At 71.6% G+C, this 16,029-nt stretch carries 12 protein-coding genes and 1 pseudogene; 3 read left to right on the top strand and 10 right to left on the bottom strand.

Annotated features, from left to right (window positions below; translation table 11 throughout):
* The first annotated feature begins 411 nt into the window (after positions 1-411).
* A pseudogene (locus R4Z63_RS03585) lies at positions 412-1,301 on the top strand (slipin family protein).
* Between the two features lie 255 nt (positions 1,302-1,556).
* On the opposite strand, the gene R4Z63_RS03580 reads toward R4Z63_RS03585, so the two are convergent.
* Together R4Z63_RS03580 and R4Z63_RS03575 are read right to left on the bottom strand one after the other, a co-directional pair.
* A complete protein-coding gene (locus R4Z63_RS03580; RefSeq protein WP_384456080.1) occupies positions 1,557-2,915 on the bottom strand; it encodes a DUF2254 domain-containing protein in 1,359 nt (452 codons plus the stop codon).
* 421 nt (positions 2,916-3,336) lie between these two features.
* On the bottom strand, positions 3,337-3,777 hold the full coding sequence (locus R4Z63_RS03575; RefSeq protein WP_384456083.1) for a tautomerase family protein: 441 nt from the start codon (positions 3,775-3,777) through the stop codon (positions 3,337-3,339).
* 111 nt (positions 3,778-3,888) lie between these two features.
* Between R4Z63_RS03575 and R4Z63_RS03570 the strand changes: the two genes are divergently transcribed.
* On the top strand, positions 3,889-4,449 hold the full coding sequence (locus tag R4Z63_RS03570; protein WP_384456086.1) for a TetR/AcrR family transcriptional regulator: 561 nt from the start codon (positions 3,889-3,891) through the stop codon (positions 4,447-4,449).
* A gap of 124 nt (positions 4,450-4,573) precedes the next feature.
* On the opposite strand, the gene R4Z63_RS03565 is transcribed toward R4Z63_RS03570, so the two are convergent.
* From R4Z63_RS03565 to R4Z63_RS03535, 7 genes are all read right to left on the bottom strand, one after another.
* Positions 4,574-7,405: a heavy metal translocating P-type ATPase gene (locus tag R4Z63_RS03565; RefSeq protein WP_384456090.1), complete on the bottom strand. Its 2,832-nt coding sequence runs from the start codon at positions 7,403-7,405 to the stop codon at positions 4,574-4,576.
* Between the two features lie 124 nt (positions 7,406-7,529).
* On the bottom strand, positions 7,530-7,901 hold the full coding sequence (locus R4Z63_RS03560; protein WP_384584197.1) for an STAS domain-containing protein: 372 nt from the start codon (positions 7,899-7,901) through the stop codon (positions 7,530-7,532).
* Positions 7,902-8,085: 184 nt separating this feature from the next.
* The gene (locus R4Z63_RS03555) at positions 8,086-8,820 is read right to left on the bottom strand and encodes a GAF and ANTAR domain-containing protein (RefSeq protein ID WP_384456096.1); all 735 of its coding nucleotides are present in this window, start codon (positions 8,818-8,820) and stop codon (positions 8,086-8,088) included.
* Positions 8,820-9,716 carry a GAF and ANTAR domain-containing protein gene (locus R4Z63_RS03550; protein WP_384456099.1) on the bottom strand — a complete coding sequence of 299 codons (897 nt, stop codon included), beginning with the start codon at positions 9,714-9,716 and terminating at the stop codon, positions 8,820-8,822. The genes R4Z63_RS03555 and R4Z63_RS03550 overlap by 1 nt, the downstream gene beginning before the upstream one ends.
* A 1,222-nt stretch (positions 9,717-10,938) precedes the next feature.
* A complete protein-coding gene (locus R4Z63_RS03545) occupies positions 10,939-11,580 on the bottom strand; it encodes a hypothetical protein (protein ID WP_384456102.1) in 642 nt (213 codons plus the stop codon).
* 276 nt (positions 11,581-11,856) lie between these two features.
* A complete protein-coding gene (locus R4Z63_RS03540) occupies positions 11,857-12,834 on the bottom strand; it encodes a hypothetical protein (RefSeq protein WP_384455379.1) in 978 nt (325 codons plus the stop codon).
* A 413-nt stretch (positions 12,835-13,247) separates the two neighbouring features.
* Entirely contained in the window at positions 13,248-13,676 is a 429-nt protein-coding gene (locus R4Z63_RS03535) for an SsgA family sporulation/cell division regulator (RefSeq protein WP_384455376.1), read from the bottom strand.
* A gap of 389 nt (positions 13,677-14,065) precedes the next feature.
* On the opposite strand from R4Z63_RS03535, the gene R4Z63_RS03530 reads away from it, so the two are divergent.
* Positions 14,066-14,656 (top strand): hypothetical protein, encoded by a 591-nt coding sequence (locus R4Z63_RS03530; RefSeq protein ID WP_384455373.1) that lies wholly within the window; start codon positions 14,066-14,068, stop codon positions 14,654-14,656.
* A gap of 215 nt (positions 14,657-14,871) precedes the next feature.
* Here R4Z63_RS03530 and R4Z63_RS03525 read toward each other — a convergent pair whose 3' ends face one another.
* Positions 14,872-15,822: a serine hydrolase gene (locus R4Z63_RS03525; RefSeq protein ID WP_384455370.1), complete on the bottom strand. Its 951-nt coding sequence runs from the start codon at positions 15,820-15,822 to the stop codon at positions 14,872-14,874.
* Positions 15,823-16,029: the final 207 nt, after the last annotated feature.

Below are 16,029 nucleotides of genomic sequence, written 5' to 3'. Positions count from 1 at the left end.
TGGACCGCCAGGACGGGGCGCCCGGCATGGGCGACGACCCGCAGCGCGACCGGTCCCGGCGGAAGCCGTGGGAACCCTCCCGTACTCCGGTGCCCCACCACGACCACAGCGGCTTCGGGCGAGCGGCGTACGAGCTCCGGGGCGGGCGGGACCGGCCACTCCACCGCGTGCAGGATCCGCAGGATGCCATCGTGAGCCGCCGCCTCCGCAGCGGCCGTCCGTACCGCCGGCACCAGCCCCCCCCCAGCCCCCCGGCGTCGACGACCCCGACCACCACACCCGCTCCCATGCGGCGGCTGCCCCGGCACCTGCGGTTCCACACATAGCGGCGGCCGACCCCGGGCCTACTCGGCGCCCGAGCGGGGAACAATACAAAAAAGAAGTAAAACGTCATCTTTGTGGGTGATTGTCATGCTGCAAGGGCTGCTGGCCGCTCTGGTCGTGGCGGGCGTCGGCGCGGTGCTCTACGTGGCGGCCGCGGCGCGGGTGATCAGACAGTACGAGCGGGGGGTCGTGCTGCGCTTCGGCCGTTTGATGGGTTCCGTCCGCGGGCCCGGCTTCACCATGGTCGTTCCCGTGGTCGACCGGATGCACAAGGTGAACATGCAGATCGTCACGATGCCGGTGCCCGCCCAGGACGGCATCACCCGGGACAACGTGACCGTGCGGGTCGATGCGGTGATCTACTTCAAGGTCGTCGACCCGGTGGACGCGATCATCCGGGTGGAGGACTACGGTTCGCCGTCTCGCAGATGGCGCAGACCTCGCTGCGCTCGATCCTGGGCAAGTCCAACCTCGACGAGCTGCTGTCGAACCGGGAGAAGCTCAACCAGGGCCTGGAGCTGATGATGGACAGTCCGGCCGTCGAGTGGGGCGTGACCATCGACCGGGTCGAGATCAAGGACGTCTCGCTGCCCGAGGGCATGAAGCGTTCCATGGCACGGCAGGCCGAGGCCGACCGCGAGCGGCGCTCCCGCCTGATCAACGCGGACGCCGAGCTCCAGGCGTCCAAGAAGCTCGCCCAGGCGGCGGCGGTGATGTCCGAACAGCCGGCCGCGCTCCAGCTACGGCTCCTGCAGACCGTCGTGGCCGTGGCCGCCGAGAAGAACTCCACGCTGGTCCTGCCCTTCCCCGTCGAACTCCTGCGCTTTCTCGAACGCGCCGGGGACCATCACCAGGACCGGACTCCACAGCCGTCGCACCGGACGGCGCCGCGGACCGAGGGCGGCCCGGTGGACGGCCTGTCCCCGGTCGACACCCGGCCGTCTCTCGCGGGACTACCCGAGGCGCTGGGGAGCTGACGAGCAGGCGCCCCGGGCGGGAACCGGGGCGGGCGGCCCTGCCCGGGGTGGGCCGGTGCCCGTGCGGACGAACCGGTCGCGAAGGTCTCGCCTGGGTGTCACTGCTGGTCACCGCAGCCCTGTACCTGCGGGGCCGGTACCGCGACCGGAGATCACCATAGGGCGGTACGCAGCCGCCACGGCGCCACCGGGAGGCGGGCGTCGGCCCCGTCCCGGGGTTCCCCCGTCGGTCTGCGAGCGGAGCCGGGACGGACGTCAGGGCGCAGCCGTGGTCCAGTGGCCGTCCAGGGCTTGCCCGACGCTGTCGGCGAGGTCTGTCAGGCGGATCCTGTCGCCCGGGTGGAGTTCCTGTGTGGCGATGGCGGACCGCAGCCGCGCGAGGTGCTCGGCGACGACGGGCCGCTGCTCGGGTCCGCTGTGCCAGGCCAGTTCCCGCAGCAGCATGGTGACGCGGGACAGGACCGCGGCATCCGCCGCACCGTAGTGCAGCGGCTGGTCGACGGCCAGGTGGAGGAGTTCGGCGAGGGTCGCCCGGCGCAGTACGACGCGGACCCGGCCGCGGTCGTCGCGCAGGCGCCGGGGTGAGAGGTCGCGCTGCGCCATGGCGCACAGCAGCGCGGAGGAGTGCGAGAGGGCGTGGATCGCGGTGGTCGGATCGTTGACCCCGGGAGACAGCGCCCGGGTGGCCACGTCGGTGAGCTGGCGCAGACCGAAGGAGATGTCCTGATCGGGAGTGCGTTCGGGCGTGGTGCGCAGCGCACGGGCCGTCCGCTCGATCAGGAGGCGCCGCGTGTCCGGAGGGAACGGGGTGCCGGTACGGGACCAGGCGACCCCGGCGGGGGTACCGGCGATCAGTGAGCTTCCCGGGCACCGGTCGATCAGGACGACCGCGTCCGCCTCGATCGCCGCCGCCAGGAGTGCCTTCTCGTCCACGGCGGCCAGGAAGCCCGAGGTCCCCGCGGACAGGGACAGGGCGGTCCGGGCGTCGCCAGGGGCTTCCGGCGCCCCGGCGGCGCCCCCGGGGATGGCCGGGCGGGCCTCGGGGACGAGCCTGCGAAGGGTGTCGTCGGCGGCGACGTGCACATCGCGGAGCATGGTCTCCACCCTGATCTTGCGCGCCAGATGGGACAGGAAGGCCACGAGCGCGAACACGCTCGCCAGCGTGAGGAGGAAGGCGAGCGTGACCGAAAGCTGCGGCACGAACGGCGGTTGCCCGTCGGCCTCGGTGCGCACGGTGCGCAGTACGGTCAGGGCATAGGTGAAGGTGGCGAGGAACAGCGCGAGCGTGGCCTGCACGTAGCGGTCCTGATTGAAGGTCCGCAGCAGACGGGGGGAGAACTGGCTGCTCGCCAGCTGCAGGGTGACCACCGTGAGCGAGAACGTCAGGGCCGTGACACTGATCAGGGAGCCGGCGATCGCTTCCAGCACGGTCCGTGCCGCCGCTGGGCCGCCCCCGAACAGGTACGCCGTGAGCGACTGCGGAACGTGGTGCCCGATCCGCATGTCCAGCCTGGGCAGGCCCACGCCCGCGGCGACGGCGAGGAGGACGCCCAGGGTCGGCAACGGCCACAGCTGGGTCCGCAGCGTGTCGCGGGTCAGCGGACCTGCTCCCATGGGGCGTCTTCCTTCCGATATGAGGACAGCAGGTCCCACCTTGGGGGCTGGTGCCGCCCGGAGGTCGCGCGCACACCGCGGTCCGGGGCCGCCGCATCCGGTAATTCCCCCCAACGGGCCCCTGCCGGCCCACACGGCGCCACGGGCCGGTCGGACGTGCCGGACTCCCCGGGTACGGCCCCCGGCCGGGCCCCGATCCGGCCTCGTGCCCGCCCTTCCGGGCGCCGGGCAACGCCCCCGGGCCACCTCTCTCGGCGCGGTGGAGCACTGGCTCACTCGGAGCGGGCCGCACCGCCGCTTCCCCGGTTGCCGCCGTGCGGCGGGTGGACGGTGAGAACACCGTGCGCGGTCCACCGGACGGCGAGCGCCTCGTCCCGCTCGGCGTCTCCCGTGGCGGTGTCGTCGAGGCGTGGGCGGCCGGTCAGGGGTGGGCTCCGGCCGCGCCGGCCGCCCGGGTGATGGCTTCACCCATGCGCTCCCCGGTGTACGCCTGGCCGCCCATGCCCCAGCCTCCGTCCGGGGCGTTGACGATGTTGATCCGGATGTCGTCGCGATCGTGGCCGGGCGTCATGAGCCCGTACGCGATGTCGGTGGCCCTCTCGATGAAGGCCGCTCGTGTCTCGACGGAGGCCAGGCCGATGTCGGGCAGCTTCAGTTCGATCAGCACGAGGGAACGGTTGGTTCCGCCTGCGTACACGTGCCGAGGGTCGAGTAGGTGCAGCACGCCGGCGACCATCGGCGTGAAGAAGGTGTTGCCGGTCAGGCCACTCACGTCGATGAGAGCCTCGCTGAGCTGCGGAATGATCTCCCGCTCTCCGGCCGGGGTGAGGGCGCCGGTGGGTGCGATGACGGCGATGGGCATGGGTGTGCTCCCCGAGATTGACGGTGAACTAGTACGTACGTCCTAGCGAGATCCACTGTGGAATAGGATGGGCGTACTAGTCAAGCGGGAAGTGACGGAGGGCGGAACGAGATGGCCAAGGAGACCCGGAGCCGGATGGTGGACGCCGCGGTGGACGCGCTGCGCGAACGCGGACTGCAGGGCATGTCGTTCACCGAGGTGCTCGCGCAGAGCGGGGCGGCCCGGGGCGCCATCTACCACCACTTCCCCCGCGGCAAGCACGAGCTGGCGGCGGAGGCCGCCCTGCAGCACGGCCGCGAGGTGCGCGCCGGGCTCTCGGAACTCCGCGCCGCCGACCCGGAGGGTGTCGCCCTGGCCTTCGTGGAGTTCGCACGGCCGGTCGTCCGGGCCGCGGCCCGCGGTGCCGGATGCGCCGTGGCCGCCGTGACCGTCCCCGCGGACGAGGACGGCGGCGCGTTGTGCCGGGCCGCTGCCGAGACCTTCACCTCATGGACCGACCAGCTCGTCCGGAACCTGGGCGAGGCGGGACTGCCGGCGGCCGACGCGCAGGAGAAGGCCGCCCTGCTGATCGCCCTCCTCGAAGGCGCCCAGGTGCTGTGCCGGGCGAGCGGTAGTACGGAGCCCTTCGAACGAGCCGTCCGCGCCGTACGGCCGCTCTTCGCCGCCCCCTGAGCCGCAGGCACGCGCCGGGCCGCCCACCGTCGGGGCGGTCGCGCGCGTCCCTTCCGGCTCCCCTGCCCCGGCCGTCGCGGCCGGAGCCGGGCCGGACGCCCTCAGCCCGCGCGCGAAGACGGGCTCACCGGGTCTCGTGCGCGCCGTCGTGTCCGGTGGCGTAGCGGCTCGGGTCGGCGTCGAAGGCGGCCGCGCAGTGGGCGGAGCAGAAGAGGTACTCGCCGGTGCCGGTCCGGCGGCGCGGCGCGGCCGGGTCCCACGCGTCGATCCGCATGCCGCACACGGGGTCCACGGCCCGTCGTGCGGCGGCGGCGCTGTCGGGCTCCGGGTGTTCCTCGCCAGGATGCGGGTGAGGGCCCGTGGTGTCGGGGCGGCGGAGGGCGGCAGCGCGGTCGGCCGGAGTCTCGACCCGGGGCCGGACGCGGGCCGGTGCGGCGTGCGGCAGGGGAGCGGGGCGCCAGCGGCGCAGGCGGGAGGCGTTGGTGACGACGGACAGGGAGCTCAGCGCCATGGCTCCGGCGGCGATGATCGGGCTGAGGCGGATGCCCCACAGCGGGTAGAGGGCTCCGGCGGCGAGCGGGACGCCGACGGCGTTGTAGACGAGGGCGAAGAAGAGGTTCTGCTTGATGTTGCGCATCGTGGCGCGGGAGAGGGTGACGGCGGTGACGACTCCGCTGAGGGAACCGGAGATGAGGGTGACGTCGGCGGCTTCGATGGCGACGTCCGTGCCGGTTCCGATCGCGAGGCCCACGTCGGCGGCGGCCAGCGCGGGGGCGTCGTTGATGCCGTCGCCGACCATGCCGACGGTGCTTCCCTCGGCCTGGAGCCGGCGGATCTCGTCGGCCTTGTGCTCCGGCAGCACCTCGGCCAGCACCCGGCCGATGCCGACCTGGGTGGCGATCGCGGCGGCGGTACGGGCGTTGTCGCCGGTGAGCATGACCACTTCGATGCCGAGGCGCTGGAGGGCGGCGATGGCATCCGCGGAGTCGTCCTTGACGGTGTCGGCGACGGCCAGGACCCCCGCCGGCCTGCCGTCGATCCCGGCGAGCACCGGGGTCTTTCCCTCGGCCGACAGGCGCGCCGCCTCCGCGCTCAGCGAGCCGGTGTCGATGCCGGCGGTCGCCAGGAGGCGGGGGGAGCCCACGAGAACGGTGTGGCCGGCGACGGTCGCCCTGACTCCTTGACCGGTGACGGATTCGAAGCCGGAGACGGGGGCCGCCGGCGAGGCTGCGCCGCGATCGCGGGTGCCGGCGACGATGGCCTGGGCAAGGGGGTGCTCGCTCGGCTCCTCGGCTGCTGCCACCAGCCGCAGCAGCTCGTCCTCGGTGGTGGCGTCGGCGGTGTGGACGTCGGTGAGGACGGGCTTTCCGGCGGTGACGGTGCCGGTCTTGTCGAGGACGACGGTGCCGATCTTGTGGGCGGTTTCCAGGGCCTCGGCGGAGCGGATGAGGATGCCGGCCTGGGCGCCCTTGCCGGTGCCTACCATCACCGACAGCGGGGTGGCCAGCCCGAGCGCGCACGGGCAGGCGATGATCAGCACGGCCACGGCCGAGACCAGGGCCAGGGTGAGGGCCGGCGGCGGCCCGAGGGTGAACCAGATGGCGAACGTGGCGACGGCGATGGCGATGACGGCGGGAACGAAATACGCCGAGACGGCGTCGGCGAGGCGCTGGATGGGCGCCTTGGACGCCTGCGCGGCCTGTACGAGGCGGATGATCTGGGCGAGCATCGTGTCCGCGCCGACCTTGGAGGCCCGTACGCGCAGGGACCCGGTGGTGTTGACGGTGGCCCCGATGACCTGGTCCCCGGTGCGCTTGGACACCGGCATCGGCTCGCCCGTCACCATCGACTCGTCGATCGCGGAGGAGCCGGTCAGGACCTCGGCGTCCACGGGGATCTTCTCTCCGGGCCGGATCACGATCTCGTCGCCGACGGTCACGTCCTCGACGGGGATTTCGCTCTCGGTGCCGTCCCGTACGACGCGTGCGGTGCGGGCCTGGAGTCCCAGGAGGGAACGGATGGCCTCGCCCGTGCCGGCCTTCGCTCGGGCCTCCAGCAGTCTGCCGAGCAGGATGAGGGTGAGGATGACGCCGACGGCCTCGTAGTACACCTCGCGCACGTCCTGCGGAAGGAGTCCCGGGGCGAGGGTGACGAGGAGGCTGTAGGCGTAGGCGGCGCTCGTGCCCAGGGTGATCAGCGAGTTCATGTCGGCACCGCGGTGGCGCAGCGCCAGCCAGCCGGTGACGTGGATCGGCCACCCGGTGTAGAACATCACCGGGGTGATCAGGGCCAGCTGGAGCCAGCGGTTCAGCAGCCATCCCGGTACCCAGTCGGCACCGAACAGCTCGTGCGCCATGACCGCGAACAGCACCGGAAGGGTGAGCACCGCACCGGTGGCGACCCGACGGGTCAGGTCCGCGATCTCCGCCTGCCGCTCGGCGACGTCGGCGGCCTCCGCCTCGGCCGCCGACCGCTCCACGGCGGAAGCCGGGGCCCCGCCGGATGGGCTGCCGGAAGCAGTGGCGGATGCGGTGGCGGCCCGCCCGGCGTCCGGAGGCGGTGAGGCCGATCCGGGGTCGCCGTCCGGTTCGACGAGCAGGGTGCCGTGGATCATGTTCATGCCGCAGGCGAAGCCGAACGAGCCTGGACGGTCGGGCCGCAGGTGCACCGTGGTGCGCGTGTGGGCGGGCAGCCCGGCGCTCACGTGGAGATCGGGGAACACGACCCGGGAGGTGCACTCCCCTGACTCCTGCCGATCGAAGACCAGCTCCAGCGGCGTGCCCTGCCGGACCTTGATCAGGTTCGGGCTGTAGCCGCCCCGTACGACCACGTCCACCCGCTGCACCCCGTCCTCCAGCCGGGCCGTTCCGGCCCGGCGGGGTCCGAAGAAGTACCAGCCCAACCCGCCGATCACCACGACGGCGGCCACGACGACCACCAGGTCAAGGGCGCCCATGGGCTCTCGCCTCCCTTCGGCCCGTCCCTTCCGGCCTCTTTCAGCATGCGCCCCCTCGCGCTGGTGCGCGGCAGGAGGGACACGGCCGGAATGCGGCAGGGTGACGACGGCGGTGCGGGGCCCGCTACTCCATCCCGGTGATGTGGCCGAGGCCGCTGTTGCACAGCGGGAGCGCCACCGACGGGGGCACCCTGGGGAAGTACCCGTCCAGCTTCAGCAGGTGCAGGAAGCGGGCTCCGTGTGCGCCCGAGCAGCCGATCCACAGACGGCGGCCCCTGGCGTGGAGCAGCCGGTCCGCCTCGACCAGGGGGGCCGCACCGGAGCTGTCCATGAAGTCGATCTCGCAGAGGTCGGCCACGACGTCACGGTTTCCGGCGTGCCGGAGGGCGTTGCCGAGGGCACGTCGTATGAGGGGAGCGCTCACGATGTCTGCATCGCCATGGCAGGAGACGACATAGTGGTGGGGATGGGCGAGATTGAGCGTGAAAAGGTGCACCACAACTCCGGGCGTGGAGTGTCCTCAGTCCGCCGGGGTCTGGGGCGGCACCTGGTTCAGGCCCCCGTCTTTCCGAGGGGGGCCTGAAGCGCATGTTAGTGCCGTGTCACGGCGCCACGCCGATGACGCGAAATAAGCATGACGATAGGACTTATGCGGTGCGCCGGTCGTCCGGCCGAGGGCTTCACGGCTGGAGATCGGGGACCACGCTGTTGGGGTCCGTGATCACCTCCATGGCGATGTCCACCAGCTTGCGGTTGCTCCCGCGTGCCAGTCCACGGAGCGCCGTGAAGGCTTCGTCCAGGCTGGTGTCGAGCCGATGGGCGAGGAATCCCTTGGCCTGTTCGATCACCACTCGACTGTTGAGGGCGTACTGCAGCTGGTCCGCCAGGATCTCCTGGCGTCTCGTGGCCCGTTCCTGGAGGATGCCTATCGTGGCGATGTCCGAGAGGGCCTGGCCGAGCGCGGCACGCCGGTCGTCGAGCGGACCGGGTTCGTGCAGGAACAGGTTGAGCGCGCCGATGACGGTGCCCTTGTGCCGCATGGGTAGGGCACACACGCCGCGGAAACCTTCCTGTCGTGCCGCTTTGGCGAATCGTGGCCAGGGCAGGCTGGCCACCTCCTGAGCTGGGTCCGGATCCGTGTAGTCGACTCTGCGTCCCTCCGTGTAGCAGGCGACGCAGGGGCCCTGGTGCCCCTGCAACTGAAGGAGTTCCAGCAGGCGCGTCTTCTCGCTGGACGCGGCGATCAGGTGCAGCTCCCCCTGCGGATTGGTCAGCAGGATGCCGGCGCCTTCCACGTCCAGGAGCGACACGCAGTGCTCGGCGAGTCTGTTGAGGAAGTCGATGATGTCGAAGTCCTCGACCAGGGTGTCTGCCAGCTCCACGAATGCGGAGGCCAGGGCCTCTTCCCTGTCCATCACTGTGTTCCTCCCTGACCGTTCACCTCGTCACCGGGCTCTTCGGCCGGCCCGCATCGCGGACTGTTGCCGTCGCTCACCGGTTCGAAGACGAGTTGGCCGGCGGTCATCTGTCGAGCGGCCTCCGACAGGGACATCCCGGCGCTGAAGGCATGGGCCCGCATCCGGGCGAACGCCTCCTCGATGCCGACCTGCATCTGAGAGGCGGCCATACCGGTTGCCTGGTAGACCTGAAGGCTCTCCGCTCCGAGACCGAGGGTTCCGGGCTCCGACGAGGCGCTGTCCTCGGACAGCGAGAGCAACTGGTTGAGCGCCACGGTGCAGAGCAGCAGGGCGTCACGGACCTGCAAGGGCATCAGGTGCCCCGGCTCACGACGGTAGAGCGAGAGCGTTCCCAGGCGGATGGCCCCGACCTGGAGGGGGAAGGCGAAGGCCCCGCAGACGCCGTCCCCGTGGGCCTGCGGTGTGAAGCCGGGCCATCTCTCCAGGAAGCGGGGCTCCGCCAGGTCGCCCGCGGTCACGGGTTCCCGGCTGTCCCAGGCGTCGACGCTGGGCCCTTCACCCAGTGTGATCTGCAGGTCCTCCATGGCGCCGGCGACGCCGTCGGTGCTGTGCAGGGAGCCCCGTTGTTGACCGCGGCCGATGAGGATCGCCGCGGACTCCACCCCGCAGGCCTCGACCGCAAGCTCACAGACGATGGCGAGGTTCGGCAGGCCGGGAGCGGCGCGTTCGGTGAGCGCACGGTGGAGCTCCTCGGCGCGTGCCTTCATGGTGGTGCCGCCCTCGGCGTGCGGATCGTGTGGATCATGGCTGTCCGAATCGCGACCCCGGTCCCGGTCGGTGGGGATGGACGTGGGGCCGGTGCCCGCCGCCAGGTGACTGATGCGTGGATTCATGGATGTGCAACCTCCGCGACCACCGTGGTCCCGGGGCGCGGGGAGGATGGAGGGGCCGGGCGTCCCGAGCGAGGGGACCGTTGGTCCCGTCCGGCGGGCTCGAACGGCTCGAACGGCTCGAACGGCCGGGTGCGGCGCGATCCGGCCGCGCGGTACCGCAGTGGAAACGGGGCCGGACGGCTCTCCCGCAGAGCCGTCCGGCCCTGTCAGCCCTCCTTCGGTACGAGGAACGTGGGAGAGCCGGACGGACGGCTTGCTCGGCACCCAGGCAGGGGCGGGAGTCGCATGGAATTCTCCTGGAAACTAGAACTGCCTCGCGATCGGCTCGGCGTCGTGCTGGCCGTCAGGCTCGCCCGTTCCGCCTGCACCTCGATGGGGCTCGCAACCGGCGACACTGAGGCGCTCGTCAGCGTCGTGCACGCGGCAGCCCGGGACCTGTGGGGAAAAGGCTCCGCTCCCACCTTCTGGATGTCGCTGTCCGTGGACGAGGAGGTGTGCCGCCTCACCGTCCAGGGCACGGATCGGGAGAAGGCTGATCAGGAGGCGCCGCGGGCCGCACCGGACTCCGGTGGAGCACGGGGGCGACCGGTCGGCCGGTCCCGGGCCCGGAGCGCCGGATCCGCGTGCCCCGCGGGTCCGGGTGCGGCGGGAAGTCCGGTGACCGCGGCCGTGAGGCTGCGCGGCCCCACGCCATGACGCAGGACTCCGGCTGACCGGAACCGCACATGGGAGTCGCAGGTCGAAGAGCTGGTGTGACCGGTCTTCGAGGAGCGCGTACGGGGTGTAGCCGGAGCCCGTGGAGAAGACCACCCGTCCGAGGGCAGCGGTCGTGAGCCGCAGGAGGCCAAGTGGACGCTGAGGGCGTGCGTGGCGGGAGTGAGGGGCGCGCCGGGGTGTGGTGGCGTCGAGGATGCGGCGGGGCCGTGGTCGGCCGGGAGGTGGAGTCTCCGGGGGAGGTGGTCGGGGTCGGGGAGGCGCTGTGCGCCGCCGCCGTGTTCCTCCGACTGCGGCCGAAGGACTGAACCGACCGATGGTCTTCACGGGGAGCGAGTCGGGTTGTGTGCTCGTTGACCTCTGGTGGGGGCGTTGAGCCTCCACGCCTCCGCTTGGCGGTCTGCCCCGGCTTGCGCTGGGGCAGAGCCGTGTTCTGGGTGTGGCGCGTGATGGACCGGTGCCGTGCGGTGCACGGGCCGGCCAGGTCGCGTGTCGGCCGGGGTGGCGGTCAGTTCTTGGTGCAGAGGGCAGCGGTGGTGGCGTCCGAGCCGTAGGTCTCCGTGTACCAGCCGCTGGCGCTCTGGGTCGGGCCGTTCGCCAGGACGTGGGCGGTGATGCGGCTGCCGTTGGTGGTGAGGTTGTCGAGGCGGTAGCCGCCGGTGGCCACGGTGCTGCCGGCCGGGCAGTAGGCGACCGACATCGGACGGTTGCTGCCCGTCCACTTGGCCGTGGGGCCCACGACGATGGTCTGCTCGCCCGGCTTCGCCTCGGGGACGCAGACGATGTTCGCGGTCACCGTGGAGTAAGCGGCGGACACCTGCCACCCGACACGGCCGTCCTGGACGATGGGGAAGCTGGCCAGGATGAACTGGTACGACTCGGTCGCTGAGCCCTGGAAGCCTCCGGTCATGTAGCCGGCGGACTGCACGGACATCCCCTCCGGGCACAGCACCGAGCTGGTGGAGACCTTGAACGTGGAGCTGTCCTGCGCGCCGGTGGGGCCCCACACGCTGGTGGCGCCGTCGGTCGCCGACGCCGGCTGGACCGCCAGCGTTGAGAACAGGGCCGCGGCGACGGAGACCACGAACGCGGCGCGTCCCAGGGGACGGTGTGCAGTCGGCCGGGCGGCGAGGGATCGCTTGAAGATCATGTTTGCGATCCTGGCAGCCGCCTCCCTCACCGCCCAAACCGATTCACCCCGATTCACCCGTACGGTCCCCGACCCGCTGTCGTCGCAGGGGGAGCCCTCATTCGGCACGGACGCGGGGCGACCGGGACACTGGGCTGCAGCGCTTCTCTTCGCCGTCACCACGCCGACGAGGGTCGGTGTGGTGACGGGAACCGCGACTTCTTCGGGCTGCGCCGTCCTCCGGACGGCGCAGCCCGAACCGCCGAGAGTCGATGGCCCGGACCGCCGATCCGGCTGTCAGCCAGTGGCGGGAGGGTAAACGCTGTCAACGGTGTCCTGGTCGGTGCTGGTCTGCCACTCCATGACCTTGCTGCCGTCGGTGCGTTCCAGGACGCAGCGGTCTGAGCGGAACCAGATGCTCGGGGCCAGCCTCTCACTGTTGGCGGGGTAGGAGCGCTCCACCGTGACCGTGGTGCTGCTGGAGTTCGTGGTCTCGGCGGTGACCGAGATGCCGGTGGTGGATTCCACCTCGCGGGCGTTGGTGGCGGACATGCCCACTGTGGTGCCCTGGGACTCCGTCTTCGGGATCTGCCCGCTGTGGTCGTAGGAGGAGACGACCTTGTAGAAGCCGTACCGCTTGAGGAGGTAGTACGGGCTCTCCTGGGCCTTGCGAGCCTGCCCCAGAGCGGGGTCGGTGACCAGTGGGCAGGGCAGGATTGTGGTGCCGATCAGGACCTCGGGCGTCGTGTGGGGGTTGGGCCGGGTGTACGCGGACGGGGCGGGTACCGGGCCGGCTCCCAGGCCGGTGGGGCCGAACAGGCCGTCGTCCTCGTTGCGGAGGGTGTAGCCAGTGCCCTCCGGCCGTAGGATCCAGATCTGGCTGTTGCGGATGTTGACGTTGGTGGTCCCGTACTGCGGGCTGTCGAGGTTGCCCCGTACCGTGCCGCTGGAGTAGTTGTCCGCAGTCAGGATCGTTCCGCCGACCTTCTGCTCGACGACGTATTCGCCGTTGTCCAGGCTCAGCACCTTCCAGGTCTGGGCCAGTCGCCCCTGGCCACTCGCGACCGACGGGTAGATCGTGGCGTAGCTGCTCGCGCTGAAGTCGGCGCTGGCCAGGTAGCGACCCCCGTGCGCTTGTTCTTCAGCCGGTACGAGTAGCCCACTTCCGGCCACGGCGAGCTCGTCCCGCCAGGCCCGAACTTCCGCTAGCTGCTTGGTGCGCTGTTCCTCGATCTCGTTCAGTCCCGTGCGCCGCGCGGTGATGCATCTCCGCAATTCGGCATCCAGCGTGCACAGGATCGTAGAAGGCCGTTCGCACGCAAGGCGCAGAAACCGGCAAGCCGACCGCACCGTCAGACGATCTGCGCACCAGACGTGAACCCAGGACCAACGGTGGCAGCCCGAGATCCGCTCACACCAGCCTTTTCAACTGCGACTTCACGTTGGCCGAGGCTCAGTGCAGGGCTCTGCCGGGACGGCTCGGACGGCGCGCCCTCAGACGGATCCGCCGGAACGCGGTCAGTCCCGGGGTCTGGGGGAGTGACGGCGTGGGGTCGGCGGTGGGGGCTCCGGATGGTCGGGCCGGGCCGAGGAGTGTCAGGCCGGCGAAGCGGCTCCGGAGTGTGCGTACGGGCAGGAGGGCCTGCCGGCCGCATGGTCGAGCACGGTCAGTCGAGCACGCTCAACGGTCACCGGGAGAAGCGGGAGATGCTGTCCAGCTCCGTATCCAGATGCCACCAGTAGCAGGGGTGGTGCTGCTCCCGACCGAACGGCACGAGGGTGTGGGTGCGGTCGAGGAAGGCCTTGAGCGGACGGTCGACGACGGCGAGCAGCGCTTCCTGCCGGTTGGCTCGAAGGCGGATCAACACCCGCTCGCCGTAGGGTTGTTCCATCGGAGAGACCGTCACGTCGCCTTCTCCGCAGGGGTGTCCGAGGCCGTCCAGGAGGAGCGCTCGGGCGAAGCGCCAGCTGTTCGTGGAGCCGTCGGGCAACGGGATGTCGAGGCGCACCGCGAGGGGGTCGCAGGTGTCGTACTTCATGCGCACCGGGATCCGGTGCGGGGGACCCTCGGTCGGCACGATGTCCATCGGGACCTCCTCGTCGACGAGCTTGCGCACAGGTCGTTCCTTCCTCGTTCTTCGCTTCCACGGCGTCCGCGGCCCCGTGGCACGGCGGCGGGCGCCGCGCACGGGAGCGCGACGGCTCCCGTCGTCACGGGGATCCGGATGCGGCGGGGGAGCTGCTGACCGAAGAGCGGGTACGGGAACGGACAGGCCGATCTGCTCGGTGGTTGGCGTGATCACGCGAGGTTCAACGAAGGGCGGCCGCACCACGTCACCGTGCGGGTTCTGCCGCTCGCGGGGCGGCCCCGGCCGATGCCGGGCGGGCCGGGGGACCTCCTCCGCGTCCCGGCCGGCCGGACGAACGCGCACAGACCGTTAACGCTGGGCTCAACGAGCTGTGCAGATCTCGTCGTCGGTCGGGCCGGCCCGGGCGCCGAGGATGGATGCATCCACGACGAGAGGAAGCCACCCTGGCGAACCCGGTGCCCGAGGCGTGCAAGAGCCCGAGGGACCGCACGCACGCGAGCGGAGCACGCGCCGGACCGGGGCGCCACCGAGACCGCGGTCACCTCGGTCGGCCGGCCGGATGCTGTGCGAGTGACCCGCCGCCGTGCTGCGGGGGCCGGCAGCGGTGGCGGCGCCACTCGCGCTGGGCGTGCTCAACGCCGTGTTCGCCCTGCGAGGAGGAGGCCCGCGAGCTGTACGACAGCTTCGCCGTCCCCGCCCCCGGCGAACCCCTCTTCCAGGCCGCCGCGGCCAACCTCAACCCGTGGACCGAAGCGGCCGTGGACACCACGGCCGCCGACAGCGGCCCCCTTCTGATCATCTCCGGCGAGAGAGACCACACCGTCCCCTGGGCCATCGCCAACGCCTCGTACAAGAAGCAGGCCCACGACGAGCACGCCGTCACCGAGATCACCGAGATCACCGAGATCAACGGCCGCGGGCACTCCCTCACCATCGACCACGGCTGGCGCCAGGTCGCCGACACCGCACTCGCCTTCGTCCGGCGGTTCGCCGAACCCGGCGCGTGACGGCCCCGTCGAGCCGACCGGCCCGCCCGCCACCGCGGAGGCCGAGGCCGACCGCCCAAGACGGGCCGCGCACGTACGTCCCGCCCTGCATGCGGCGCCCCGCCGCAAGTCCGGCGGAACGCGCGGCCGAAGGGGTGCGTACCGGCCAACCTGCCGGTGGGCGACGGCAGCCCTTCGCACGCCAGCCGGAACGCCGGTGCTGCGGTCGCTTCCGGTCACTCGTCGGTGAGCGGGCCGCTCGCCGCCACGGCGAGGTCCTCGACCAGGGCCATGCCGGTCTCCTGTGACCGCTGCCCGTCGCACAACACGGCCAGCAGCAGCGTGTGCCCGGCCGTCTCCACCCGTCCGATGCTGTTGGTCACCCAGAGTCCCGTCCCGCTGCGCGCGAGCCAGCCGTTCTTGAGCTGCGCTGCTCCGGGGGCGTCGGCGGCCGCCGACACGCCCCAGGCCTGATCGGCCGCGACGGAGCCCATGAGGCCTCCGAGGTAGTTCCGGGCCTCCGCGGACAGGACCGAGTCATGACCGAACACCGCCTGGAGCAGACGTAGTTGGTCGTCCGGAGTGGTCCGGGTGAGGCCCCAGTACGCGCCCTCGCCAGGAACCGTCTCGACGAGACCCAGCCGGGTGTTGGCCTCCGCGAGCCCCTGCGCACCACCGATGGCGTCCCACAGGGCGTTCGCCGCGGCATTGTCGCTGTTCTCGATCATGACCGTCGCCCACTGGCGCTCCTGAGCGGTCAGGGACCGCCCGGCGTCACCGGCCCGGAGCAGCAGCGCGGCGAGGATGTCGACCTTGACGATGCTGGCGGTGTCGAACGTGTGCTCCTCGGCATCGACGCTGCCGACCGACACACTGACCCCGGTAGTCACGTCGAGCACGGCCACCGCCGCGTTCCCCTCGGTCCCCGCCGTGGCTTCCCGTACCGCCGCCTCGACCTCGGTCGCCAGCCCATCCGCGATCTCGGTGTCGATGTCCTCCCGTGAGGGAGCCGTCGTCTGCGGACTCGGCAGCGCGGTCACCGAGGCGGCGGTCCGCACCGGGTTCGCGCCCGTCCGGGGCCACGGGCCCGTCTGGGCGACACCGATCGCGCCAGTGAGCGCGGCCAGCGTGCCGATCGCGAGGTAGCGGGGTATCCGGGACGGGGAGCGGTGCCTGTGGCGTGCCATGGGGCGAAGCTACGAACCCGGGATGGGAATGGTGTGTGTGGCAGCTCTGGATCCGCTGTGAAGGCTCCCCGCTCCCCAAGCCCGCCCGTGCGGTGCCACTGACGGGGAGCGGCCACGGGTATCACGACCGGATCGCGCTCCCGTCCCGGCGCCCGGCCCGCCACGACGGCCGCGCGAGCTTCCCCCTCTGCCGTATCGAGCCGGCCG

Source organism: Streptomyces sp. PL-29, assembly GCF_058344425.1.
Note: the sequence above shows the minus strand (reverse complement) of the source record. Positions and strands in the feature narration are given on the sequence as shown.